The 23,622-nt window shown below is 61.9% G+C and carries 18 protein-coding genes; 7 read left to right on the top strand and 11 right to left on the bottom strand.

Annotated features, from left to right (window positions below):
* Both SBA_RS24515 and SBA_RS24510 read left to right on the top strand, forming a co-directional pair.
* A complete protein-coding gene (locus SBA_RS24515; RefSeq protein ID WP_008831992.1) occupies positions 1-1,542 on the top strand; it encodes a hypothetical protein in 1,542 nt (513 codons plus the stop codon).
* Positions 1,539-6,950, top strand: a complete 5,412-nt coding sequence (locus SBA_RS24510) for an FtsK/SpoIIIE domain-containing protein (protein WP_008831993.1) — start codon at positions 1,539-1,541, stop codon at positions 6,948-6,950. The genes SBA_RS24515 and SBA_RS24510 overlap by 4 nt, the downstream gene beginning before the upstream one ends.
* Before the next feature lie 100 nt (positions 6,951-7,050).
* Here SBA_RS24510 and SBA_RS24505 read toward each other — a convergent pair whose 3' ends face one another.
* From SBA_RS24505 to SBA_RS24490, 4 genes are read right to left on the bottom strand one after another with little or no spacing between them, the layout of a single operon-like run.
* Complete coding sequence (locus SBA_RS24505; RefSeq protein ID WP_008831994.1) at positions 7,051-7,890, bottom strand: phosphoadenosine phosphosulfate reductase family protein; 840 nt, start codon at positions 7,888-7,890, stop codon at positions 7,051-7,053.
* Complete coding sequence (locus tag SBA_RS24500; RefSeq protein ID WP_037520888.1) at positions 7,887-11,195, bottom strand: hypothetical protein; 3,309 nt, start codon at positions 11,193-11,195, stop codon at positions 7,887-7,889. The genes SBA_RS24505 and SBA_RS24500 overlap by 4 nt, the downstream gene beginning before the upstream one ends.
* Positions 11,192-12,115 (bottom strand): DUF4007 family protein, encoded by a 924-nt coding sequence (locus SBA_RS24495; protein WP_037520891.1) that lies wholly within the window; start codon positions 12,113-12,115, stop codon positions 11,192-11,194. The genes SBA_RS24500 and SBA_RS24495 overlap by 4 nt, the downstream gene beginning before the upstream one ends.
* A 9-nt stretch (positions 12,116-12,124) precedes the next feature.
* Positions 12,125-13,294, bottom strand: coding sequence for a cysteine desulfurase family protein (locus SBA_RS24490; RefSeq protein WP_261937530.1), 1,170 nt, complete (start codon positions 13,292-13,294; stop codon positions 12,125-12,127).
* Positions 13,295-13,492: 198 nt separating this feature from the next.
* On the opposite strand from SBA_RS24490, the gene SBA_RS24485 reads away from it, so the two are divergent.
* Positions 13,493-15,823 carry a DUF262 domain-containing protein gene (locus tag SBA_RS24485; protein ID WP_172705144.1) on the top strand — a complete coding sequence of 777 codons (2,331 nt, stop codon included), beginning with the start codon at positions 13,493-13,495 and terminating at the stop codon, positions 15,821-15,823.
* A 104-nt stretch (positions 15,824-15,927) separates the two neighbouring features.
* Here the strand turns inward: SBA_RS24485 and SBA_RS24480 are convergent, their stop codons facing one another.
* From SBA_RS24480 to SBA_RS24465, 4 genes are all read right to left on the bottom strand, one after another.
* Entirely contained in the window at positions 15,928-16,479 is a 552-nt protein-coding gene (locus SBA_RS24480; RefSeq protein ID WP_008831999.1) for a DUF1003 domain-containing protein, read from the bottom strand.
* Between the two features lie 158 nt (positions 16,480-16,637).
* On the bottom strand, positions 16,638-16,793 hold the full coding sequence (locus tag SBA_RS24475; RefSeq protein WP_261937529.1) for a hypothetical protein: 156 nt from the start codon (positions 16,791-16,793) through the stop codon (positions 16,638-16,640).
* Positions 16,794-17,348: 555 nt separating this feature from the next.
* Positions 17,349-18,236 (bottom strand): hypothetical protein, encoded by an 888-nt coding sequence (locus SBA_RS24470; protein WP_037520924.1) that lies wholly within the window; start codon positions 18,234-18,236, stop codon positions 17,349-17,351.
* A 100-nt stretch (positions 18,237-18,336) separates the two neighbouring features.
* Positions 18,337-18,897 carry a PRC-barrel domain containing protein gene (locus SBA_RS24465; protein ID WP_011950604.1) on the bottom strand — a complete coding sequence of 187 codons (561 nt, stop codon included), beginning with the start codon at positions 18,895-18,897 and terminating at the stop codon, positions 18,337-18,339.
* A gap of 157 nt (positions 18,898-19,054) precedes the next feature.
* On the opposite strand from SBA_RS24465, the gene SBA_RS24460 reads away from it, so the two are divergent.
* Together SBA_RS24460 and SBA_RS24455 are read left to right on the top strand one after the other, a co-directional pair.
* Positions 19,055-19,618 carry an SRPBCC family protein gene (locus tag SBA_RS24460; protein ID WP_008832003.1) on the top strand — a complete coding sequence of 188 codons (564 nt, stop codon included), beginning with the start codon at positions 19,055-19,057 and terminating at the stop codon, positions 19,616-19,618.
* A 5-nt stretch (positions 19,619-19,623) separates the two neighbouring features.
* Positions 19,624-20,823, top strand: coding sequence for a zinc-dependent alcohol dehydrogenase (locus SBA_RS24455; protein ID WP_008832004.1), 1,200 nt, complete (start codon positions 19,624-19,626; stop codon positions 20,821-20,823).
* A 19-nt stretch (positions 20,824-20,842) separates the two neighbouring features.
* Here the strand turns inward: SBA_RS24455 and SBA_RS24450 are convergent, their stop codons facing one another.
* Positions 20,843-21,199 (bottom strand): response regulator, encoded by a 357-nt coding sequence (locus SBA_RS24450; protein WP_008832005.1) that lies wholly within the window; start codon positions 21,197-21,199, stop codon positions 20,843-20,845.
* A gap of 142 nt (positions 21,200-21,341) precedes the next feature.
* Complete coding sequence (locus SBA_RS24445) at positions 21,342-21,764, bottom strand: DUF3597 family protein (RefSeq protein ID WP_008832006.1); 423 nt, start codon at positions 21,762-21,764, stop codon at positions 21,342-21,344.
* A 138-nt stretch (positions 21,765-21,902) separates the two neighbouring features.
* Between SBA_RS24445 and SBA_RS24440 the strand changes: the two genes are divergently transcribed.
* Positions 21,903-22,457 (top strand): DUF4142 domain-containing protein, encoded by a 555-nt coding sequence (locus SBA_RS24440; RefSeq protein WP_008832007.1) that lies wholly within the window; start codon positions 21,903-21,905, stop codon positions 22,455-22,457.
* Positions 22,458-22,549: 92 nt separating this feature from the next.
* Here the strand turns inward: SBA_RS24440 and SBA_RS24435 are convergent, their stop codons facing one another.
* Positions 22,550-22,966, bottom strand: a complete 417-nt coding sequence (locus tag SBA_RS24435) for a low affinity iron permease family protein (protein WP_008832008.1) — start codon at positions 22,964-22,966, stop codon at positions 22,550-22,552.
* Between the two features lie 208 nt (positions 22,967-23,174).
* On the opposite strand from SBA_RS24435, the gene SBA_RS24430 reads away from it, so the two are divergent.
* On the top strand, positions 23,175-23,360 hold the full coding sequence (locus SBA_RS24430; protein WP_037520926.1) for a YdcH family protein: 186 nt from the start codon (positions 23,175-23,177) through the stop codon (positions 23,358-23,360).
* Positions 23,361-23,622 lie beyond the last annotated feature (262 nt).

Below are 23,622 nucleotides of genomic sequence, written 5' to 3'. Positions count from 1 at the left end.
ATGGAAATTCTTGCCCGCCCGACGAGTTTTGATGATCGCACCGGCCCCGATTTCTGGATCGACGAGGCTATCTGGGGACATCGTTTGTACGATGAGCAGACCCCGTGGCTGACATTTCTTGAGTTCATGACGGTGCTGCTTGCCGAGCACCGAGCGGGACGAGCATTGCGTGAGGACGCGCTCAACAGCCTGTCTTATCGACCGCAGCTTCAGCTACGGCTGCGTAACCTCGTTTTCAACAATCCGCACATCATGACCGTTCTGGCCGAGGATCGCGCTGACGACGCCGCCTGGAGCATTTGGCTCACCAAGATGGCAGAGTCCGCAGGCGGTATCGAAGAGCGGGATTTCTCCTATCTTCGCGAACGCTTCGAGACTTTCCAAGACTTCGCAGCGGTGATCAGCTTCCTGCAGGGGTCGGCGATCGAAGGATCGAGCAACAAGCGTTGGAGCTCGAAATTCGTTTTCCCGTTTGGGCCGAACGCGCTCTATGAGGACGCCAACGTCAATCCTCGCGGGGGCGTATCGAACGATCGACGCTTTTTCGCCCGAACAGGCGAGTTGCTCTACCTCATGCTTTGTAGGAGCAGGGATGCCGATGCGCTGCGCGGCCTGCTAATTTCGCGCTTTCTGGAAAATCCCGCACCTTATGATCGGATGGCGGCCGCGCTGCAGGGCGAGCCCCATTTCTCCAAGGTCGAGCGAGCGGGGGCCTATCTTCCCTGTTCAAGCCATAGCCTGTTCGACCGCCTGGCCGAGGATTGGCTTGCCATCCTTCAACTGCCGATTCCGGCCTATGACGCCATCCCGCATCTCGTGACGATGACGGGCCTGAACCTCATTCTTTACCAACTCGAGCGTGCGCGTGAGGTGTTGGAAAATGAGCCGGTGCAGCTGGTCTGCGAAATAGTATCGCCGAAGAAGTCGGTGGTGCGGGATCTTTCGGCCGATTCCTATCAACGCAACAATGGACTTCCCCAGCAGGCGGTGGAGCGCTTCGTAAGGCGCGTGGGAGAGACTGAGGAATGGGCAACGGCGCTTCGCTCCGATGAACCTGTCCTGCTCGCCGCGGACATTCTGAAGAAGAATTTCGGCTGGCCTGACACTGAGGAAGAGGAAGCGGCAACAGACCCACAGACCCTCATCAACCAACTCGCCGACAAGGGGATCAGCCGTCACAAGCAGCACATCGGTAAGATCCATATGAGCTGGGCAAGGGCGATAGGGCTGTCATCGCGGCGGTCTAGCCGGCGTGTGCGTTATGCGCCCACCGATCGGCTGCTCAAGACATTGGTCGCCTGCTGTGTCGAAAAGCGCTTGGAATTCAGAGATTTTCTCGCGCTTTTGCATGATCGCTACGGGATCGTCATCGGCGACGCCCAAGCGCGTACCTTTATCGAAAGCGGTGATGCCGATCAGGAGGATTTCTCCGATAATGCCCGGCGCCTGGAGGAGCGCCTTGCTAGCCTCGGGCTGCTGAAGCGTCTCTCCGATTCTTGCGCCTATGTCGAAAACCCGTTTCAGCGAGCCCAAGCCGCGTGACTCCATCAGATCTTATCGGTGCCGCTGGCGCCGCGTCAATTCGCCAGCGCCTTGCCAATCTTGCCGATGCCGAGGGCGTCGCGCGCTATCTTCTGGACCGCCTGACGGGAGAGCAGGTCGCGGCGATCACGCGCGCACTCCTTGAGGATCCTGCGACCGATGCCCTGCTCAAGATTGCGTTGCCGCGTACTTTGATCGGCAACTTTGAGCTTCCGGCTCACGTCGTGACCGACGAACGCACGGTCGCGATCCGCCACGCGGATTGCGATCGTCCAGCTCTTCTCATCGCGAACACCGACGACGACCAGGGCGCATCGCTCGGCGACGTGACGCTCATCGGCGCAAAGCAGCTGACCGAGGACGCGGAGCCGTGGGTGGAAGCCGCTGCCGCCGGGCTTGGGCTTCCCGACAGCCAGATCGGCGCGTGGAAAGCCGCCCTCAAAGGTCTGAATGCGGCCGACGATTGGACGCTCCATCAGATCTCGAATTATGTGGCTCTGACACGCGAGCGGATCGCGGCAGAATCGGCCGCGGTTCCGGACGCCTTGGGATGGGCTTTACCCGCGCTGCACCTGCCGCGCGACAGTGGCTATTTTCTCGCGATCCGCGACAAGGAGCTTGAGCAGGCGCGACGCTGGAAGCGCCTATTTGAAAAGCTCGTATCGGATCGAAAACCGCTCCTCGCCAAGCAGAAGCCCAATCGCCAGATTATCGAGAGCGATGAACTGCGGTCGCAGTTCGAGGCTGTGCAGGAAGATATTCCGGCGGAGGTTCATAGTGCGATCGAGGACTTCATAGCCTCCACTCCGGGGTGGAACGAGGCCGCCGATGCGCTGTCGCAATTTGAATGGGAATCCCAGAGTGTCCTCCAGCTGTTTTCTGGCATCAAGCTCAAGAAGACCACCCTGCCGCAGGAAACGCTGGCCTTTTTCGAATTCACGCTGCCAGATAGGCTGAGCCGATCCGACCTCGACTATCTCGAGGCGCTGAAGGGGCGCTCACTCAAGGAAACGCGCGATGATGATCGCGACTTCTTCGAGGCGCATCGCGACGATCTGGGCCAGGACAAGGCGCTGCGGGTCAAGTGGGAACGTTTCATCTTTGGGCGCCCAATCGAGTGCAACGATTTCCTTGAGGGCTTGCTACGCGCTTTCGAGCGCCTGTTTGGGCAGGTGAACCTCGCAGCGGGCAAACGCACCCTCAAGATTCGCGCCGCGCGAAAAAGCCGTTCGCAGCTCCTCGATATCAATGCCGACGTGGGTCTCGCTTTCGGCCTTCGCTATCGCGGACTACCGGCGCTGACTGGAACCGCGGTCGAATGGGAAGTGCCCTATCTCTTCGACTATGAGGAACTTCTCGACCGCGCGAAAAAGCGCAAGAAGTATCGGCGCAATGAGTCCACCTCGCGGGCGGCGCTACAGATCAAGTTCGACGTCATCCTTGAATGCGGATCGGAGCGGGCGACCGTTCAGCTGATCTGGATTGCGCAGCCCAATGCGATCGGACTGGAGTTGCCCAAGGATCTTGGTCGTCTCGTCAAGCGCCCGATGACCCGCAGCAGCGTCGCGCGTTTGCCGGTCAGCCGTAAGGGTGCTCTGCAATCGGTCTCGCTTGGAGACGTGGGAACACTCCAACCTGCTTTTGGGCAGGACGCGGGGTCGCTCATTCCCCGCACCACTCTTGGCGAGGATCTAGCCAAGGCCTTTCCCAAGGCGCTCAAGCTCGCGGGGCAGGGGGGGCGCATTGATCCGGCAGGTATCGCCGCGATCGAGGCCGCATGGTCTGAGTTTGCCGGAAAATATATCGAGGCCATTGCCGCCTTGCAGGTATCGGGCTTTGCCTCGCCCATATTCCTGGCACAGGCCGAAGCGTTCGGCAGTCTGCTGCGCACGCTTGCGCTTCACGCGCCAGGCGATCTCAATCGTCGTGATCTGTGGGAGCCGGTCCTGAGCTTGGGTGTGATCCCGGTGACCGGAAGCGCACCTTCGGCGATCGTGGCGGCCTGGCATCCGCTCCGGCTTGCCGCGGGAGCGATCCGAATGCGCTCGGTGGCAGGTCTGGCAGACTATCTCCTTTCCGATGTGGACGTGAATTTCGGAGATTCTCGCCTGTTCTTCTCTGATCTGCGCGATGAACTTGCCCATCCGCTCTATCCCGAAATCGCGGTAGGTTATGACGGTACGGAGCCCGTGCTGCTCTCCGAGACGGGGACGATCAACGATTACAGCCTGCTTGAGCGGCCGGTGCGCGATCCTTCGGAGGCGACGACTGACGTCGATCCCGGTGAGGCCTCACGACAAATCCGCGGGCTGCTGGAGCGCTATCTGGACCTCCAGCCGCATGAACGCTCAAATCTCAGCATCATGCTCTTTAATTGCGATGCGGCCGGACTTCCTCTCGCAACCGTAAACAGTCTGAGTTCGGTGCAGGACCAGGAAGAGGTGCATTGCAATGTTCTCGTTCGTCACCGCGATCGATCGCGCCTCTCGCGGGTCTATGGCGAGTTGCTCGACCGATCGGAGGGCGATCCCGATGCCGTTGTGGTGAGCGAGACCTCGCGCAACTTCATGTCCAAGCTGCGGATCGGCGTAATGCTCGACAGCGGCGCGCTCCGCCCCGGCAATGCCGCGCGCGAAATTGATGTAGCATTCCTGCATGATGTAGTGTCTCGCCAGGCGCGGGAGCAGTGGTTTGCGGTCCCCGCCGCGGAGACGAACCCATCCCTGCTAGAGCACGTGCCCGCCCGCTGGTCCTACCGGCGCGTGACGGCGGAAGATGAGCTGAAGGCAACGGTCTATCTCACCTGTCCGCGTCAGCCCGATGCTGGCTGGGCCTATGTCGATGCGGTGGCCAATGTGATCCGGCGCCAGGCCCACGGCAGCCAAGAGCATTACCTCCCTGCAAGACAGATTTCGTTCCAGGATTCAGGCCTCAAGGCGATGTTCGACGAGGTTCATGAGCTTGCCGAATGGGTCGCGACCTATGACGACCTTCTCGACAAGCGGCAGCTTGCGGCGCAGGGGATCAATGTCATCCGGTACCGGCGACAGCGGACCCATGGCCGCAACATGGTGGTTTCCTCCACGTCGGAGCTGCGCATTCTCAATGTCCTGGTGCGTCGCCGGCTGAACGAACTGTCGCTAGGTCTCGATGAGCATCGTCTCTCGAAACTGGCGCGACGGCTTATCGAGGATGCCAACTCGATTTCGGGTGATATCGTACTGCGGGCCGCGAAACGGGGCGTGTCCGCGGGGGAACTTATTGGCCTGGTTCTCAGCCGTGCCCTCGTTGCCGAGGAGCTCGGCGCCCAGCCTGCCGTCGCCTGGTTCCTGCTCGATGACTATGCCGAGTGGCTGGGGCAACGCGAGGAAGGGATCGCCGACATTCTGGGCTTGTGCCTGGTCGGAAGCGAGAGCGAAGGACCACGCCTCCGCGCAATCGTCACCGAAGCCAAGTATGTCGAGCAGAGCGGGTCGGCCGAAGCGAGCCGGAAGTCGCGGCAACAATTACGGCAGACAGTTGCGCGCATCGATGACGCGCTGTTCGGCGATCCGGGGCGACTGGATCGCGACCTCTGGCTTTCCCGCATTGCCGATCTCCTGCTCGACGGCAACGCCGCACTGGGTCAGGCCCACTTGCTGGAGCAAGTCCGGGACGGCATCCGGCGAGGTGGTGTGCCGATCGATTTACGCGGCTATTCCCACATTTTCATCACGGGACCGGCAACCGATGGCAGTTCGCTTGGTGAACAGGAGCGCATCACTGACGTGAGCGGGGGGCTCCAGGAGACCTTCTCGCGCGAAGGCCTGCGGCAGCTTCTCAAGGCCTATGAAGGCGGTCAGCCGCTAAAGCCAATCCGCGCTGGACTTGGTGAGGCAGATAGCTGGGATCGTCCCAGTTACCGTGACCCTGCTCCCCGCGTCGACTGGACCAAGGACGTCACGGCCGAACCCAAGGCGGCAATAGCGGCCCAGGTCGTGGCCCATGACTATGATGACGATGATTTCGAGGAAGAGGCGACGGCGTCTCCAGAACGTGTCGCGGCAGACCTAGTGCCGGCTGCGATTGAGGCGACAACGATCGATGTCGATGTCGATGGGCCCGGTCAGACGGCAGCGGCCGTTGCCGAGGTGGTCCCACAAAATCCAGCGCACATCCCGCCGGCGATCGACGCGCCGACCGGGGCAGTGGCGGCTGCGCGGATGGCACCGACAGCACCGGCAGGATCGACAACTTTTAGCGAACTCGTAGCGGCGCGCGCTGAACGCGCACAGGACGATTCTGCCGACGATCAGGCGTGGCTCGAAGCGACCTCACAGAGGCTGCGTTCCGCGCTTATGGGGTATAATCTTCAGGCCAAGGTTCTAGGGACGCGCCTGACGCCCAATGCGGCTCTCATCCGGTTCATGGGCAGTGATCGACTTCGGGTCGAAGACATCGAGGCGAAGCAATCGGCACTGCTTACCACGCACGGACTGCGTCTCATCTCGGTTTCGCCTCATCCCGGAGAGATTGTCGTCGGCGTGGCACGACCACAGCGGCAGATCGTGTCTCTATGGGATGTCTGGGGACGCCGGGAACTGAACCGCAACGCGGCGGGCGTGAATGCGTCGTTCGTGCTGGGCCTGAAGGAAATGGACGGAGAAATCCTTTATCTCAACCTGGGAGGACCCTTTGCCGGCGGGCAACAGCATGAGCCGCACACGCTCGTTGCCGGCGCGACCGGTTCGGGGAAGTCAGTCCTGATCCAGGCCCTGCTCCTTGATATCGCGGCGACCAATCCGAGTAGCTTGGCGCACATCCATCTCATCGATCCGAAAATGGGTGTAGACTACGCGGCGATTGAGCGACTGCCGCATCTGCAAGGCGGCGTGATCGTTGATCAGACGCGCGCGATCGAGGTGATGGAATCCCTCGTCGCCGAGATGGAGCGCCGCTACGAACAATTTCGTGTCGCCGGCGCGCGCGATATCCGGGCCTATAATACCAAGGTCGGTCCGGCAGAGCGTTTGCCCTACGTGTTTCTTGTCCATGACGAATTTGCCGAATGGATGCTCACCGACGACTATAAGACGGCCGTCACCTCGAATGTGTCGCGCCTGGGCGTGAAGGCGCGCGCGGCGGGCATGCATCTTATCTTTGCAGCGCAGCGTCCGGACGCCAACGTCATGCCGATGCAGCTGCGCGATAATCTCGGCAATAGGCTCATTCTGAAAGTTGCAAGCGTTGGAACTTCCGAGATCGCCTTGGGGGTCAAAGGGGCGGAGCAACTGCTCGGTCTGGGGCATCTTGCAGCGCGGCTGAGCGGCGAGCCGGCGATCATCTATGCGCAGGCCCCTTTCCTTTCGGACGAAGATATAGATGCCGCGGTGGATGCCATTATCCGCAGCGAGAACCAGACCGCATAGGGATCGCGCAAAGCTCGACGCGCTTGGAGACTATACAAGCGCGTCGGCTGCTTTCCCCTGTTTCTCGCGGCAACGGCCATTGTGCTTTTAGACGCTCGGTTCACTTATGGCAGATCACACAACTGCTCGAACCCTCATCGACACCATAAATATCATCCAAAGTGGGAGCAGGTTTGGCGGATAGAGGATTGACGCGGCGGTTGCGCAACAGGCGCTCACGCCGCTTTTGATAGTCGTCCTTGATCTGATCGACGCGTTTCGGTTCGATCAGTTCGGTCAAACTCTCCCCCTGCGTCCAGGTAAAGGGAGAACCGTCCCGCAACGCGGTTTTTTCATAGTCGACCGCTTCCTGGAACCGGGCGGGATGCTCCTCGAAAAGGCGAACCCATTCGATCTTTTGCTGGAAGAAGCAAAAGGTACAGCCGGATCGCGAGCGCCACTGATAATATTCGGGTTCGCCGACGTCTGAGTGCTGGAGGATTTCAAGCACGCCAGCGCGATCTATACCAGCGTCGCGCAACGGCAGGTGAACCCGCATATTGGGATGGGTAGCTTGATAACCTTCCCGGCTCGGCTCATCCGCGCGAATAGCTACATAGGAATGGACGATCGTGCCCGCATCGAGATCTTGGCGGAGCCAATGCTCAAGCGGGCGAAGCTTGAGCTGGCGCGTGCACCAGCGCGTGCGGGGCGACGGCAGGAAATTGCCATATTCCTTGAGCCAGAAGTCGAAGTCGCGATCGGGATTGAGCCGCGCGATCGAACGCCCGAGAAAACCCTCAAGCTTGTCGAGGAACTTGTAGACTTCGGGAAGTTCCTTGCCCGTATCGGTGAAGAAATATTCAAGTGGCAGATCGGAATGATGCTGGCGCATATAGACGGCAAGGGCCGCGCTATCGCGGCCGCCCGAGAGGCCGAGGATGTGTCGTTCCTTGGTCATGCCGCTTCCACTTCGTCATCGGCTTCGGCAGCAAGCATTGCCACCGCGCGCGCGAGCGCTGCGAGCCTCAGGCGGCCCGATTTGTCATCGGATCGCAGTTCGGCAACAACGCGATCCGCAAGGGTCGCAGCGGCTTTCTTTTCCTTCTCGCTCAACACAAAACTGCGCATCAGGGGCGGAGTCTTAGGGTCAAGGCCGACCACAAGCGCGAGCGCCTCAGTGTGGGATTGCCGGTCACGCACCACGGCAAGAGCCTCGAGCTCGCGGAAGCGGCGGCCAAAGCGAGCGATCCCGGTCAGTGCCTCTTCCCGATCGCGGTCCGACCAGTTGCGTGCGGGCTTGTGGAGCAGGACGCTGACCAGGCTCTCAAGATCGCCGGTTCCCTGCTCGATCGCTCCGGCACGATCAGCGAAGGCATCGAAGGCATAATCGTTGGTGAGACCCTTGATCGTGGCGGCGCGCTCCGAAATGCCACCAAAGCTTTCGATATCAATGCCAAGGGCACGGGCAAGCGCTTGGCGCAATTCCGTCAGCAACTCAGGGTAGCTGGCCTCGCATGCAAGGAGCCCTTGATAAACGAGTTCAGGGGAAAGCCGTTGGCCGAAAGCCTCTGGCAAGGCATCGAACAGCAGCGCCTCGGGATCCTCCGCCTTCGTCACGACGGCACGGACTTTGCGTGCATCGTCTGCCAATCGCTGGGTGCGTAAGGCATAATCCGGCAACGCCTCGAAGCGCTGGAACAGCGCAGCCGCAACGGGAAGGGAACCTTCGCTTGACGCCGTGCCGAGGAGTTCTCCCAGACCGCTGAGGAATGCAGTCTCCCGCACCGAACGGTCAATTCGCCGCAGACGGAAGTCGGCGGGCCGCTGTAGCAGCTTGTCGACAACCACGTCGTTGATGGCGGTCTGGTAGACCCCGTCAATATAGATGGCGACGCTGTCCCGACGGGCGAGCATATAGGCAAGCGCCAGGACGGGCATGACGCCCGCCTTAAGGCCGTAAGGAGCTCGTGCCCACTGGCTGAATACTGTGTCGAGTCCCTCTGAGCCAGCGGCGTCGATCAGGTCCCAGGCAGGCTGAAGCGAGCGGCCTTCCGGACTGTCATCGGGATCGTAAAAAGCATAGTTGCCCGCAGGCGTCTGCCGATGGAGTCCGAACGGCTTGAGGACCGTCAGATATAGCCCGAGCTCTGCCGGGTAGCCCGTTATACCCAAATCGGCTTCCGCGGAGCGGCTGACCATTGCGTGTGCAAGGTCGCGCAGCGCGGCCATGGCGTTTGATGAGGGCTTGTCGCGCTGCAGCAGCTCGCTCTTGAGGATCGGTGCTGAGGGATACCCAGCGTCGGCCAGCGCGCTTGCAACGACGGCGAGTGGTTCGCGCAGCCCCTTCGCTGGCGCGGGCGCGAGGAACCAGCGCGCGGTCTCGAGAGCGGCTTCGAGACTGCGATGGAGTTCATCGACGCAAAGGGACTGGCGCGCTGCGATCTCGCGCCGCGCAATCCTGTCGCCCTCAAGTTGTGGGTGGTCGCGAACGACTCTCTCGACCGCGAGCAGTTCCGAGGCGGACGATCGGAGGGCGAAACTGTCCGCGGCAGCTCCGACCGCGATTACTCGGCCTTTCCGTTTCAGGAGCTTTGCGGTCGCTTTTGCCAAGACATCAAGCTCGGCAGGCTGCACCGAACCATCGCCGAGGATCAGGACCAAAAGGCCACTACCTCGTTCGCTGCGGGCCAGAAGCGCGGTGGAGAGAGACTGCGCGCTCTCGTCGGCTCCAACGATATGGAGAGCGATCTCGAACGTACGTAGAGCGCCGGTGAGGAAATAATGCCGCTTCGCGGTTGCAAATCCAAACCCTGCGCGCTGGGGGATGGGATCGAGCTGCCGGTTGTCGATCGGCATGATCGCGCGGCTGACGGCATCTTCCAGATCGAAATCGCTGCCAGCAAACAGGGCGTACCCGCCGAGACGGGGTTGGCGGATGAGAACAGCCCAGTCGAGGAGATCCTTGATCGCGGCTTCCCGCTCGGCCTCTGCTGCCATGGGATGGGCCGCGGTCAGAAAATCGTCGGCAAGGGCAACGCCTGAGCCATTGCGGAAGAATTCGATGACGGCGGCGGACTTTGTCAATGCTACGTGCAGCGGCCCACCCTTGGCGCTGGCGCGTTCGATGGCCTCAAAGGCAAGGCTAAAGCGACTACCATCGGGGCCGCTGGCAAGCGCCATACCGAAGTTGGCAGAAAGATAGTCCCAAAGCATCGAGGGATCATACGTCCCTGCTCCAACCTTGGTGGCTGTGAGGAACTGCTGAAAACCGGCAGGTTCGGCCGAACTCAGAAAGCCGAACACGCTGCGCTCGTTCTGCGCGAAGCGCGCGCGAGAAACGGGTCCGAGAAGCAGGGCGGTCACAGGATTGAGGGGCCATGTGTCCGCCAGGGCCTGCGCGAGACTGGCGATTTCGGTAGGCCGGCGCTGAGCGACGGCCGTCGCGACGTGACCGGCATTCTCGAGGGCTTCGGCCGGCGGCGTGCTCGCGATCGCGCGGCCAAGCAGGGCAACGGTCTCGTCCGCACCACTGAGAAACGCGATGTCCTGATAGCGACCCTGGACCTTTGCCCATTCCTGGCGGGCATCGCGTGCAGCGCGCGCGGCATATTGTTCAAAAGACTGGTGAAGAATGCCGATGACGACCAAACGGCCGTCGCTACGTGACGCGCGCTCGGCGAGATCCTGCAGGAGATGGACATCGCCGCCCTCGAGCGCCTCATGCTCAAGCATCTTGCCAAGCTCGTCGAGGATCAGGAGCGTCCCGCTGCTGCGCGGCGCTGGGCCAGACAGGAGCGCTTCAATCAGGCGGTCATCGCTGGAGCCATGACGGTTTCGGGCTTGCTCGTCCCAGCCAAAGCTGCTTGCGGCTGCTTCGGCGATTGCCTCTCGCAAGCGTACCCGCCCACCTGTAACCGCGACGACTTTCCAGTCACCACCACGCTTGGGAAAAGCTTTGGCATAAAGCTCGCTCAGCGCCTCGCCCGCGATCTCCCGCGCGATCTTACGGTTCGCTTTGGGCCCCGCGACGAGGTTGGCGAGGAGAAGCGCCGCACTTGACTTGCCGCCGCCGTAAGGGCCGGTCCAGGTGAATGCACCCTGTTGGCTCTCGATCTGGCTCTCAGCAAGTTGCGTTAGCGCCTTGCGGACCGTCGCCTGGAGCACGTAGCCCACAAGTGGCGGAGTACCGTTGAGGTCCGCATCCAGGCGCGCGGAACGCGCGAAGCGGCGATCGATAGCGACATGCGCTGCGAGCGACTTCATGCCGCGACCTTCCAGCCCGGAGCAGCGCTATACGCCGCGGGGACCAGTCGCCTAGCGTCGATTTCCTCAATTTTCTGCACCTGTCGCAAACCTGCGGTATCGACCCACTGCCAGGCGCCTTCAGTCACATCGTCAATGCGCATCAGGCGCGTGATGACGCTGTCCTCATCAAGTTTGAACACGCGCCCAGGCGAGCCTGGCGCGTAGCAGATCTGCTCGGCCGTGAGCGTGGTCGCGCCGCCGGACCGGTCCCAGAATGTTCCCAGGGCATAGGCGAAGATTGCATCATGCAGGGTGGGCTTGGGGCCGCGAACAAATTCATACCAGCCACCAAGACGGGCTTCGCGGATGAGAGCGAGCTCGGCGAGGAGCGGCTCGGCCGCGTCTTCGCTGAATGTCTCCCCCTTGCGCACGTAGCTGCGCAGAAAAACTTCGATGTCGCGCTTCAATGTGCCGCGGGTTGCGCGCCAGCCTTGCGCTGCAACTAGCGCGCTGATTTCCTCCAGGAGATTGGTCGGATCGAACTCGATCGCGTTGAGCACGTTGAACGCGTAAAAGGCTGTGGTCGCCTTGGTCTGGACACTCGCAATATGCCAGTGCACGAGCCAGATCGTTGCCGCCTGCTCGAGGAAGGGATCGAGCCCGTCATCAGCAAGAATGGCATGGCCCAGCGTGGTGGGGCGGATGATCCGATCCGCCTCGTCGAAAAGTCCCGAGGCATTCGCCCAGTAGCGCATCGAATTCGCCATGTTGCGCCCGACGCCGAAGCGGGCAATGGCTTCCTGTTCCTGGAATGTTCCTATAGGGGCTTCCGCGCCGACTGCGTCGTATGCCTTCTTCAACCACAGCAGTCGGAGCGGGAACGTCTCGTGTCCCGTGAACTGCACCTTCGAATCAATTTTCAAACCATCCCTAGCCATGCGAAAACGCTACTGGCGAACCTCTCCAGTAGCAAGGGCACATCGCGAGGCAGCAGCGACAATATGATCCGTCGCCGAAAGAATTTCCTCTTCGGTATTGTAGCGATTGCAGAAAACGCGGATCACAGATCGTGCTTCCTGCTCGGAAAGTCCAATGACTTCAAGAACATGGGATATTCTGATCTGGCCGGACGTGCAAGCTGAGCCTGTCGAAATCGCTACCTGCGAGCCAAGCAGCGCGCTCAGGGTGTCGCCGTCCATCCCGGCGATCGCAATCGCGGCGCCGCCCGGGACTCTGTCGGCGTCGCCGCTCACGAGTGTAACGCGTAGCTGGCGTTCGCGCAGACTATCGAGAAGGCGTGAAAGCAGGCGTTCGCCATGGAAGGGATCCGTACCGAGCGCCGAATGCGCGAGCCGCGCAGCTTCTGCGAACCCGGCAATAAGAGCAACAGGCTCAGTACCCGATCGCAGGCCATTTTGCTGGTTGCCGCCGACCAACAGAGCATCGGGCTTCACGGCGCCGGCGGAGACATACAGCGCGCCGATCCCCATGGGGCCGTAGCATTTATGCGCAGAAAGGCTGAGATAGTCGACGTCGAGATCGAACACGTCGACCGGGATCTTTCCGAGAGCTTGCGCGGCGTCACAATGAATAGATCCGCCCGCCTCATGAATGATCGCTGCCGCTTCACCGACAGGTTGGATCGTGCCGAGCTCGTTGTTCACGAGCATGAACGAGGCGAGCAATATATCGCTGCCGGCAAGCGCGCGAAGAGCTTCGAGATCAATCGTGCCGGTGGGGGTTACAGGCACGATGGTAACGCTGCAGCCTTCAGCTTCTAGACTACGGACGGGTTCGATCACCGCCTTGTGCTCGATTGCCGACATCAGGATGCGACGCCGTCCTGGATGGATACGGGCGAGCGCGCGCGCTGCGCCGATGACCGCGAGATTGTTCGCCTCGGTCGCACCTGAAGTGAAGATGATCTCATCAGGCGCGGCGCCGATCAGGGCGGAGATCGCCGCTCTGCCATCCGCAATGATCCGGGCGGCCCGCTCTCCCGCAGCATTAGGCGAACCCGCATTACCTGGCCTCGACCACGCGTCGAGGATCGCCGCTTGTGCCTCGGGCGCAAGGGGAAGCGTGGCAAAGCCATCAAGATAGATAGGATCGTTCATTCAGGCCGGTCTTAGTCCATTTTGGCGCTGGCGACGCATGAAAGTCTCGAAAGCGACAGTATCGGAACGAACAGAGAACATCAACCGGCCGGCAATTTTCTCCCCGCAATTTATGATGGATGACGCAGAAGAAGCGCTTGGCTACTGGGTAGATCTCGCCGCAGCGGGATAATGGGGAAGGGGAACCCGGATTTGCCGATGAATATCTCGCAAATTTTCAGCGCCGAATCCGAGAGCGTTCATGATTTTCTGACACGGGAGGGGCAGGGTTGCTTCATTCCTGCCTACCAGCGTGGCTATGCGTGGGACAGTGGTCATGTCGGACGCTTGCTCGAGGATGCGACGCTCGGACTTGAACGGCTGATCAGCGATAGCTCTTCAGTGCGATTTCTGGGCTCTATCATCACGGTGCGCGGCAATGCCTTGGTGGCGGCGGCACCGCCATTCGACCGAGAACTTCCCCGCCACGTGATGACGATCATCGACGGCCAGCAGCGGCTCTGTACGATCGTCATCCTCAACATCATTTTCCACGAGCGCTTGCGCCGTCTTGTCCGATCGATGGAGGATGCCGACGAAGCGGGCGTCGTAGCACTGAGGGACGATGCCGCCGATTTCCTCGATGACCTCGCCAAGACGATCCGCTTCGAACGGTCGCGATTACCGGATCTCCATCGCTTCTACCCGCGCATTGTGCGCGCGATAGACGACAGTTGGTCACGAAACGCAGTGACCGCCCGCTACGAGTCCCCCATTGCCCGCGCAATCTGGAGCTATGTCGAACATATCCAGGACGATGAAGCCGGAGAATTTGAATATACCGGAACTGACGCTGATGGTGACATCCTCGAAGGTCATGAGGCGCTCGTCGACGCGATGGCAAACCTCGCCGAACAGGTCGACCAGCTTGCCGCGGACCAGCATGCGATCCTGTCTCTGCCGCCAGTTGATGCCTTGATCGCGGGGGCTTCGCATGTGCTTGCGGAATTGTGGCCGCACGTCTTGTCGGCCCCGGCACGTGCCTTCCTGTTGGGAGATGACGACGAACCGTTTTTTGTCGAGGCGACCCAAACGATGCGCCTCTTGGCGCTGGCACGCTACGTGAACCTCAGGATGGCCGCGACGGTGATCGATGCGAGCAACGAAGATTATGCCTTTGATATGTTCGAATCGCTAAACACCACGGGGCAGCCGCTTACCGCGTTCGAAACGTTCAAACCCAAGGTTGTCGAATCCGAGACGCCGGCCGCTTACCCGGCATCCCCATCCAAGGTTTCGATCGACAAGGTTCAGCAGTTCCTGGATCGGTTCAAGAATGCGGAGCAGCGGCTCGGAGCGACCGCTTCCCTTCTCATTCCGTTTGCCCTCGCCGAGAACGGTCATCGCCTGGAAAAACATCTCAGTCACCAGAGACGTTATCTTCGAGACCAATACGCGGCGGCAAACACCCGAAATGCCAAGCGGAACTTCGTGAAGCATCTGGCCACTACTTCGGATTTCGTAAGTTCGGCGTGGCGCCCCCACGGCCGGCGTGCCCCGCAACTCCTTCCTGACCCAGCGCGTTCGGATGACGTAGCTGAATTCTGTTTCGAGGTCTTGCGGGCGATCCGGCACGAAATTGTTTTGGCGCCGTTATCGCGCTTCTACGCCGCCTTTTGTGACGCCGCCCCTGCCGGCCGCGACCGGGCGGCGGAAGAGTTCTTTGGGGCGATCAAGGCCGTAACGGCCTTTTCGATGCTGTGGCGAGCTGCGAAGGGCGGGACAGCCAACATCGACAGCGTCTATAGGGAACTGATGGCGCGAGGCATCGGTGGGGGCGCAGCCTTGGGGCGGCAGAATGGCGGGGCAGTCTCGCTTGCTAATCTGCGCGCGGCGCTCCTGGCGAAGCTCGATGCAGAGCACCTCGATCGCGCGACATGGGTTGCCGACACGAGTGTATCTGCGATCTACAAGACGGGCCAGTCGATTACGCGGTTTCTGCTACTGACGGCTTCGCACAATGCCGTTCCGGACGATGATGTGCCGGGGATGATTGTGCGAGGGCGTCGGGGTTCCAATCCACTTTTAAGTCGCTCCCAGTGGCTGGATGACGAAATGCTCACGGTCGAGCATGTCGCACCGGACGCCGCCCACAGTCCGGGTTGGCCAAGGGATGTTTATGCCGAGCGCCGGACGGTGCAGCGCCTTGGCAATTTCGTCCTCATTCCCGAGGTCGAGAATAACCTCCTCGCAAACAGGCCATGGGTCCAGAAGCGCATTCTCTATCGGGTGTTCGGGGCCGACACTGCGGCGAAGGCGAGGAGGGCGATTGCCGCAGGCCGGGAGTTCGGCTTCAATCCTGGCCGACGAGCGGAAGACCTCGTCGAGGAGTCGTCGGTTTTGCCGATGTGCCAGGCCATCAGCGCGTTCGAAGGTCCGTGGGACGAAGCGTTTATCGCGGCGCGCTCGGTCCGTCTGGCAGAATTGGCCTGGGACACTGTCCATCCTTGGTTGCAACCACCCCCGCCAAGACGTCGCGGTCGCCGCTAATGGGGCGAAGCGTCAGTCAGGACACGGACCGGGCTCATGCGCACGGCCCATCTCCAGCAATCTGCGATGGCGAAAAATCCTAATCTGGGTTTCACGCCCGGGACTCAACGGTCTCGGCGTGTCACGCCGAGATGCGCGAACAGCGCCTCCTGCCCGGCCGCCAGTTCGTCCAGGCGGGCCATGATCAGGTCATCGAGTTTTTCGTGGATGCGCATGATCTCGAGCTCCGCACGGAGATTGACCTCATAATCCAGGCTAGCTCCCAATCGGTCCTTCGCCGCCTGCCGGTTCTGGCTCATCATGATGATCGGCGCCTGCACGGCGGCCAGCATCGAGAGCATCAGGTTCAGGAAGATATAGGGATAGGGATCGAAGGCGAGATGGAAATGGCCGAGAATATCGGTGTTTAGGATCATCCATCCGAACAGGACGAGCGCGAAACCGATGATGAACCCCCATGACCCGCCGATGGCGGCGACCCGGTCCGCTAGCCGTTCTCCCACGGTCGCACGTTCATCGGCCGCATCCGCGACGTCCTGGCTGGTCGGCAGCTGGTCGCGAATATCGATAAGGACATTGGCTTCTTCGGGCTCGAGCGCGTCGGCCGACTTGCCAAGGAGGGAATGAGCGAGCCGGTGGAGGTCCGTGTCGGTCATGCTGCGCCTCATCTATCTGCTGGTGAGATTCTGTTCAGGAACGATAACAGCCAGCCGCTCGTGTGAGCAACGAACCTCGGGACGTCGGAATCGAACGGGAGACGATGGCATTCGCAGTCTCATCCCGGTGCCGGGGCGCTGCGCGCAGCCCGGCGCGCTTAGCTGTCGAGGGGCATGGCGGCGATAAGCGCCGCGCTTCTGGGATCAATATCCTCAAACCCGCCTTTGGCGAGCGCGGTGTCGATGGCATGCTGAAGCCTCGCGATCACCATATCGTCGTCGATCTCGTCGAGGAAAGTCAGCGCCATGCGCATCAGGCCAACTGCCACCGCCGGGCCCCGTGTGTCACTCGCATTCATCGCCTGACCTTCCTGTCAAACTGTCGAAGCGAAAGCGTAAGGAGCGATCTCCCGAACTCCCGCGCACTGGACGCGGGAGCCGCCGGAGCTGCTAACATGCGAACACACATGCGCCGCCACCTTTAACCCTGAGGTCTGGACATGCGCAGCGGCACCCCGGGAACCGATGGTTCCGAGTTGCTCGCGTTCGCGGGATTAGCAGTCCCGGCGCCGCCCTTTTCGCAGCGCGTTGGCGGTCTACCAAAGCTGGCCGATAAGGCCAAGCCATGATGCCTGCCGGCGCCCTCATGAACGATATCGCTATGTCATCTTTGGGCGTCTGGCGAACAAACGCGTCTGGGCAGAAAGGGAGCCTCCAGGAATGCTCCGCCTTTAGCTCATTGGTAACGGTGGTCCTCTGTGTATCGGGAAGACAGAGCGGGGGGCTCAAGCGGCTCGCGGCGCCGGCCAGCGCTGCGGGCCGCACTCACCGGCTCTCCTGTTCGTGTGATCCAGAAAGACCCTTCCGCGTCATTCGCCGTTCGCCGCGCCATTTTTGCCGATTTCCCGCTCAAGCCAGGCGACGAAGCGCCCATCCTCGAAATTCGCTGGCGTCAGGGCATACGCCCCGTCCTCGGCCATCGCAGCCCCCATCTCCCCATCCTCCGCGATCCCAGCGTCCCCTGGAAGCACGATTCGCAGCTGGCCGATTATCGTCTCCTCGCGCCGCAGGCCGACTTTCCATTGGCGGGCGAGGCCGTCCTCGCCAAGGTCCCGCATGATCATGCAGTCCACACCGTGACAGTCGAGTTTGTCGCGGAGCGCGATGAGCGCCTCGAGCGCGTCCCGCTCGAAGGCCGCTCCCACCGGCATGAAGCAGCGCGCGCTCTTGATGGCTTGCGCATAACCGCGCCGCGCCACCGCCTTGCCTGTCGGATCGACCGTACAGACGAGCAGCACGAGATGAGGACCTGGGAGGTCCAAATCACCCTCGATGCCGAGTTCCACGACCAGCGGCGAGGCATGGCCGAAAAGGACGGCGCGCGGCGCGACCGCCTGGGCGAGTAGCAGAAGAAAGCCCTGCCGCGCCTGCTGCAGGATGAGCGTGCGGGCTAGCGCGCCGTTCCAGTAGGGGCCGCTGCGGGTCCAGAGGAGTTCGCTCAGGCGGTGGCCGCTGGTGAGAACCACCTGGCCGGCAGCCTCCACGAGCGCATCGAGCTCGTCCGTGAGGGCAAGTTCGCTTCTGTGGGCGGGCCCCGGCAACACGTTGCGGCCGGCGCGCGCCATCAGCGACCACAGGCCGCGCCCAAGATCCGAGGCGATCCGCTCAGGCTTCTCGCCGGGCAGCGGCGGAAGCGCGTTGTCCAGGGAGATGGAAAGAAATTCGGGCGCGGAGATCCGCGCAAAGCCGTCCTGCATGATCGTCGCCCCCTCCTGCAAGTCTGCCGTCTCTCTCCTCGTTCAGCAAGGCATGGTGACTACCGAGAGTCGAACCACGACGCTGTGACCACTCGACCGTCTAGCTGCGTGCCGGCGTCGTGCCCGCCGCCTGGGGCGCCGCGGGCCAGTCGCCATCGGCGAGCTCAGGCAGCGCCTCGAACCATGTCCTCTCATGATGCAGGGTGAAGCCCTTGCAGCCAAAGTCGAGATCGCTGCGTGCGACTGCGCGCAGGGTCTCGCCAATGCCGCCCACGCCGCCTGAGCGTATGACCACGTAGCTCACGGTGCCGTCCGCGCAGGTCACCAGGGCCTCGACCACGGTGCCGACCACCTCGCCATCCGATGCCGTGACGGGGAGGCCCGTGATCCCGGTGGCCGTAAAGAGCGTGGGCAGCGCCGAGCGTCGGCTCGCTTCGCTGGCGGACTGGCCGCCATCTTCATAGGCGCGCTGCCGGCCTAGCCAGCGCCAGATGCCAATCAGGTTGACCAGCGTCAGGAAGCCGTTGGTCGCCAGCAGATTTGTCTGCCCGGTCGAGAGCCCGACCACGGACCAACAGATCGAGCCTAGCGTAAAGACGACGAAGCCCCAGCCGGTGACGCGAGCACCGAGATTGGCGGCTGTCATCATGGCGGCGATCATCGTCGCGATCGGGGCGATCCATCCGGCGGCGTCTTCCAGCTTGCTCTCCTATCGCTTGGCCAGACGTCCGATCGGTCGTTTGGGAGGTCCGTGATCCTGGCATCGATCGGAACCCCCGCTACGCGGTGACGTTCCCGAACGAAGGAGATCCGCAGCCATGACAGATTCTGAAACCCGCAGCCGAACCGCCGGACAGGATGACGCCCCCGTCACCGCGTCGAAAACCGCCGATCCCGATCGCAAGCTGCTGGCCGAGGCGGTCACGATCAACCGACCGGCGCGCGAGCTCTATGATTTCTGGCGCGATCCCACGAACCTGGTTTCATTCATGGACAATATCGTCTCGATCGAGCCGATCGACCGCGATCGGTCGCGCTGGACCGTGAAGGCACCGGCGGGCCGCGAAGTGTCCTGGGAGTCGGTCATCACCAAGGACGTCCCGGGCGAGGAAATAACATGGCAGTCTGCCGAGGGCGCCGACGTCGCCAATAGCGGCCGGATCGAGTTTCGCGATGCTGGGCGGCGCGGCACCGTCGTGCGCGCCGTGATCGCCTATGATCCGCCCGGCGGCGTGATCGGCGAACTGGTCGCCAAGCTCTTCCAGCGCGAGCCAAGGATCCAGACGCGGCGCGACCTGCGCCGGTTCAAGCAGCTTATGGAAACCGGCGAAATCGCTACCAACGCGCGTAATCCGCGCATCCTCGCAGAAGAAGGAAAGTAAGCGCGATGAAGGCGATCACCTGGCACGGCAAGCACGACGTGCGCTGCGATACCGTCGACGATCCCGCGATCGTCAATCCGCGCGATGCGATCATCCGCGTGACCTCCACCGCGATCTGCGGGTCGGACTTGCATCTTTACGACGGCTATATCCCGACGATGCAGAAGGGCGACATTCTCGGCCACGAGTTCATGGGCGAAGTCGTCGAGGCCGGGCCCAAGAGCAGCCTCAAGGCCGGACAGCGCGTCGTCGTGCCGTTCACCATCTCGTGCGGCAGCTGCTACCACTGTTCGAAGACGCAATATTCGGCCTGCGAGAATGCGAACCCGGCCGACAACCAGGATATCGGGCGCGAGGGCTATGGCCATCCGATGCCCGGCCTGTTCGGCTACAGCCACATGACCGGAGGCTATGCCGGCGGGCAGGCCGAATATGTCCGCGTGCCCTTCTCTGATGTTGGCCCGCTCGTCATTCCCGACGAGAGCATTCCGGACGAAAAGGTGCTGTTCCTCTCGGACATTCTCCCGACGGGCTGGATGGCGGCAGAGAATGCCGAGATCGAGCCGGGCGACACGGTGACTGTCTGGGGCTGCGGTCCGGTCGGCCTGTTCGCGGTGCAGTCGGCTTTCCTGATGGGCGCCGAGCGGGTCATCGCGATCGATCATTTCCCCCGCCGCCTGGAACTTGCGCGCAAATTCGGTGCCGAGACCGTCAATTTCGAGGAGAGCAAGGTCTACGAGGCGCTGATGGAGATGACGGGCGGGATCGGCCCCGACGCGGCGATCGACTGCGTGGGCCTTGAGGCGCACGGCGCCTTTGCCGACAATATCATCGACCAGATCAAGGCGTCCACCTTCCTGGGGACCGATCGCATCCACGCCATCCGGCAGGTGATCCTGGCGACCCGCAAGGGCGGGCGTGTCTCTATGCCCGCCGTCTATGGCGGCTTCGTCGACAAGTTCCCCTTGGGCGCGCTGATGGAGAAGGGCCTGACCCTCAAGACCGGCCAGACGCATGTGCAGCGCTATCTGCAGCCGCTCTATGCCGCGATCGCGGAGGACAAGATCGATTCAACCTTCCTTATCAGCCACCGCATGGCGCTCGAGGACGGGCCACTCGGCTATCAGAAATTCCACGACGAGCAGGACAGCTATACGAAGATCGTTCTGAAGCCAGGGCAGGCGGCGGGCGCGACGGCGGCCTGACGCCGCGCATGCGGCTTTCTTACACGCCCGCGAGCGCGTCGATCGAAGCCTGTACGTTCTCGTAAGTATAGGGCTTGGTCAGGGTCCGGGCGCCAGCATGGCGCTCCGACGGCGCCTGGAGGTTGCCACCCGTGGCAAGGACGAACGGGATGCCGCGATCCTGAAGCGCGTCGGCGACCGGCCAGGAGGTTTCCTTTCCCAGGTTGAGGTCGAGGATGGCGAGGTCAAAGCTCTGCGCTTCGATCTCGGCGAGCGCGTCGGCAACGCTTCCTACGGCCGCGCCGATCCGATGACCCATCATGTCGATGAAATCCTCGAGCATCATGGCGATGAGCGGTTCGTCCTCAACGACAAGAATGTTGCGTGTGTTTGTCATGGGTTCGGCAATATGCCTCCCTCGCAGGCGCGCCAAGCTATATCCGGGACCTGCCCGGCCTGCACGCCTCGCAGCCTTCGTCACTGGATCGTCGTTGCGGCAATGCGGCTGCTCCGCTGGAACAGCCGCGAGGCGCAACCGCCTAATTGCGCATGTCGTCGGGAACAATGCCGCCATTTTCGGCAAGCTTATCCATGACGGCGCGGTGAAGCGCGATATTCTGTTCGGCTGAACCGGGTTCGCCGGCATTCACCCCGAGTTCCTCGGCCAGCTCCTTTCGGGCGGTGAGACTGGAATCGAGATCGAGAAGCTTCAGGAGATCGACGATCGAGTTCTTGTAGTTGCCGCCATCATCGTCTTTCATTGCGGCCATAGCCTCCAGGACGGGCCCGACGTCGACCGATGTTTGCGCCGGTGCAGCGGCGGTGGCGGCCGGAGCGGGAGTCGTGGGGACTGGGGCGGGACTTGGCGCGGCAGGCGCGGCGGAGGGTGCAGGATTCGCGGGCGCGGCCTTGGCCGCGTTCGGGTGGAAGATCTTGCTCAGGATGTTGCCGAAGATGCTCATCGTCTCGTCTCCTTGGGTCTCTTGCCGCGCTGCGGGCGGGCAGGGGTGTAACGTCCCGCGTTCGAAAAGGTCCGCCGCTGGAACGATGAAGCCTGGTCCGCGTTGAGCAGGCGTCCTGCTCGAATGGGGGAGTTATTCATGAAACCGCTTCTTTTGGTGTCTCTTTCGGCCGCCGCGCTTTGCCTTTCCGCTTGCGGCAAGAAGGCCGAGCCTGTCGAGAACACGGCAGCGACCTCCGCGGCCGAACCTGCCGCGCCGGCACCTGCGGTCCTGAGCCCGGGACAGGCCTTTGCAAACACGGCGGCAGCAAGCGACGCTTTCGAGATCGAGACGTCAAAACTCGCGGCGAGCAAGGCGCAGTCCGCAAAGATCAAGTCCTTCGCCGAGCAGATGATCAAGGCCCACACGGACTCGACTGCGAAGCTCAAAACGGCGGCCGCGGCCGCGACGCCGGCGATCACGCCTGATGCGGCGTTGACTCCGGCCCAGCAGCAGGAGCTCGCCGATCTGCAAACCAAGTCGGGCGCCGAATTTGATCGTGCCTATGCGCGCCTTCAGGCCGATGGCCACCAGAAGACATTGGATGCGCTCAAGGCCTATGCGGCAAGCGGCGACGTTGCATCCCTCAAGACCTTTGCGTCAGAGCTCGTGCCGATCGTCACTGCGCACCTCAATATGGCCAAGGGCCTCTAACGCCAGCCAGATTAACCAACCGGGGTGTCTGGCGGACGCCCTGACCTAAGCATCATGAGGCGCCTGCGCTCCGAATGGGCGCTGCGCGCTTGTCAGTAGCGTTTGAGCAGAGTTTCCACGGTGCGGGTGACGGTCCGATCCTTGTCGTCGTCTGCTTCATTGCGGATGTCGTTCTCCAGGGCTTCCCGAATTTTGGCGATCTGGGCGTCGGTCAGATGCTCGATGCCCACGAACTCGACGCGCGCCTTGTCGAGCGCGCGGATGATTTCGTCGAGCTTGGCCTGCATCGCGGCACCATCGCGGTTCTGGCTGTTCTGGATGAGGAAAACGGCGAGAAAGGTCAGGACGGTCGTCGCGGTGTTCACGATGAGCTGCCAGGTGTCGGAATAATTCAGGAATGGTCCGCTGACTGCCCAGAGAATGATGAACAGGGTCGAGAGAATGAAAGCCAGCGGCTGGCCCATGATCGTGGCGGAGCGGGTGGCGATGGCGGTGAAGAAGCGATCCATGGGGAGATTGTCCAAATCTTTGCTGAGACGATGGTGGTGCTTTGACGCCCAGGCGGCGTGTTGCTGTACGATTGCCGGGGTGCCAGACCAAGCCATGCTGATGTCGGCCAGACGTCTCTGGAATCACTGGAAAAGGGAAAAGCGCGCACCTATTCTCAGGCTGTGCGCGAGAACGCGTACATAGTCACAACCTGGCATGGAGAAGACGATGTCCGACCATTATCTGAACCATCTGCGCGAGGAGCACGCCCGGCTGGAGGCAGAGATCGAGCAGGAACTGCGGCGGCCTGTACCCGACCAGCTTCTGGTCGCGCGTCTCAAGAAGCTCAAGCTCGCCGCTAAGGATCGACTGACGGCCATGGATCGCGGTCGCGCCCAGAGCTCGGCGGCCTGACGACAGGACGGCGGAGCCGAGAACGTCGGTTCCGCCTTTCCGCTGAAGCGCGCGTGACAGGTACATCGGTTAGTGCGTTGGGAATTGACTCGCGGGTGCTACAAATGTCCCGTCGATCGCGTTAGACGTGGACCATGTATGTGCGTTGTCTTCTGGTTGGGCATAAGCCGTCTTCCGCTTCCATAGCGCGCGACAAGCAGGGCCAGTACAAAGCGTTCTGCGAGCGATGCGATTTGCCGATCGAGATGGATCATAAAGGCGC

The sequence above is a fragment of the Sphingomonas bisphenolicum genome (assembly GCF_024349785.1).
Taxonomy (GTDB): domain Bacteria; phylum Pseudomonadota; class Alphaproteobacteria; order Sphingomonadales; family Sphingomonadaceae; genus Sphingobium; species Sphingobium bisphenolicum.
Note: the sequence above shows the minus strand (reverse complement) of the source record. Positions and strands in the feature narration are given on the sequence as shown.

What these genes read in the sequence shown, in the direction of transcription:
- SBA_RS24515 (WP_008831992.1), top strand. Translation starts at nt 1, where the DNA reads ATGGAAATTCTTGCCCGCCCGACGAGTTTTGATGATCGCACCGGCCCC.
- SBA_RS24505 (WP_008831994.1), bottom strand. Translation starts at nt 7,890, where the DNA reads ATGACCAAGGAACGACACATCCTCGGCCTCTCGGGCGGCCGCGATAGC.
- SBA_RS24500 (WP_037520888.1), bottom strand. Translation starts at nt 11,195, where the DNA reads ATGAAGTCGCTCGCAGCGCATGTCGCTATCGATCGCCGCTTCGCGCGT.
- SBA_RS24495 (WP_037520891.1), bottom strand. Translation starts at nt 12,115, where the DNA reads ATGGCTAGGGATGGTTTGAAAATTGATTCGAAGGTGCAGTTCACGGGA.
- SBA_RS24490 (WP_261937530.1), bottom strand. Translation starts at nt 13,294, where the DNA reads ATGAACGATCCTATCTATCTTGATGGCTTTGCCACGCTTCCCCTTGCG.
- SBA_RS24485 (WP_172705144.1), top strand. Translation starts at nt 13,493, where the DNA reads ATGAATATCTCGCAAATTTTCAGCGCCGAATCCGAGAGCGTTCATGAT.
- SBA_RS24480 (WP_008831999.1), bottom strand. Translation starts at nt 16,479, where the DNA reads ATGACCGACACGGACCTCCACCGGCTCGCTCATTCCCTCCTTGGCAAG.
- SBA_RS24475 (WP_261937529.1), bottom strand. Translation starts at nt 16,793, where the DNA reads ATGCGCATGGCGCTGACTTTCCTCGACGAGATCGACGACGATATGGTG.
- SBA_RS24470 (WP_037520924.1), bottom strand. Translation starts at nt 18,236, where the DNA reads ATGCAGGACGGCTTTGCGCGGATCTCCGCGCCCGAATTTCTTTCCATC.
- SBA_RS24465 (WP_011950604.1), bottom strand. Translation starts at nt 18,897, where the DNA reads ATGATCGCCGCCATGATGACAGCCGCCAATCTCGGTGCTCGCGTCACC.
- SBA_RS24460 (WP_008832003.1), top strand. Translation starts at nt 19,055, where the DNA reads ATGACAGATTCTGAAACCCGCAGCCGAACCGCCGGACAGGATGACGCC.
- SBA_RS24455 (WP_008832004.1), top strand. Translation starts at nt 19,624, where the DNA reads ATGAAGGCGATCACCTGGCACGGCAAGCACGACGTGCGCTGCGATACC.
- SBA_RS24450 (WP_008832005.1), bottom strand. Translation starts at nt 21,199, where the DNA reads ATGACAAACACACGCAACATTCTTGTCGTTGAGGACGAACCGCTCATC.
- SBA_RS24445 (WP_008832006.1), bottom strand. Translation starts at nt 21,764, where the DNA reads ATGAGCATCTTCGGCAACATCCTGAGCAAGATCTTCCACCCGAACGCG.
- SBA_RS24440 (WP_008832007.1), top strand. Translation starts at nt 21,903, where the DNA reads ATGAAACCGCTTCTTTTGGTGTCTCTTTCGGCCGCCGCGCTTTGCCTT.
- SBA_RS24435 (WP_008832008.1), bottom strand. Translation starts at nt 22,966, where the DNA reads ATGGATCGCTTCTTCACCGCCATCGCCACCCGCTCCGCCACGATCATG.
- SBA_RS24430 (WP_037520926.1), top strand. Translation starts at nt 23,175, where the DNA reads ATGTCCGACCATTATCTGAACCATCTGCGCGAGGAGCACGCCCGGCTG.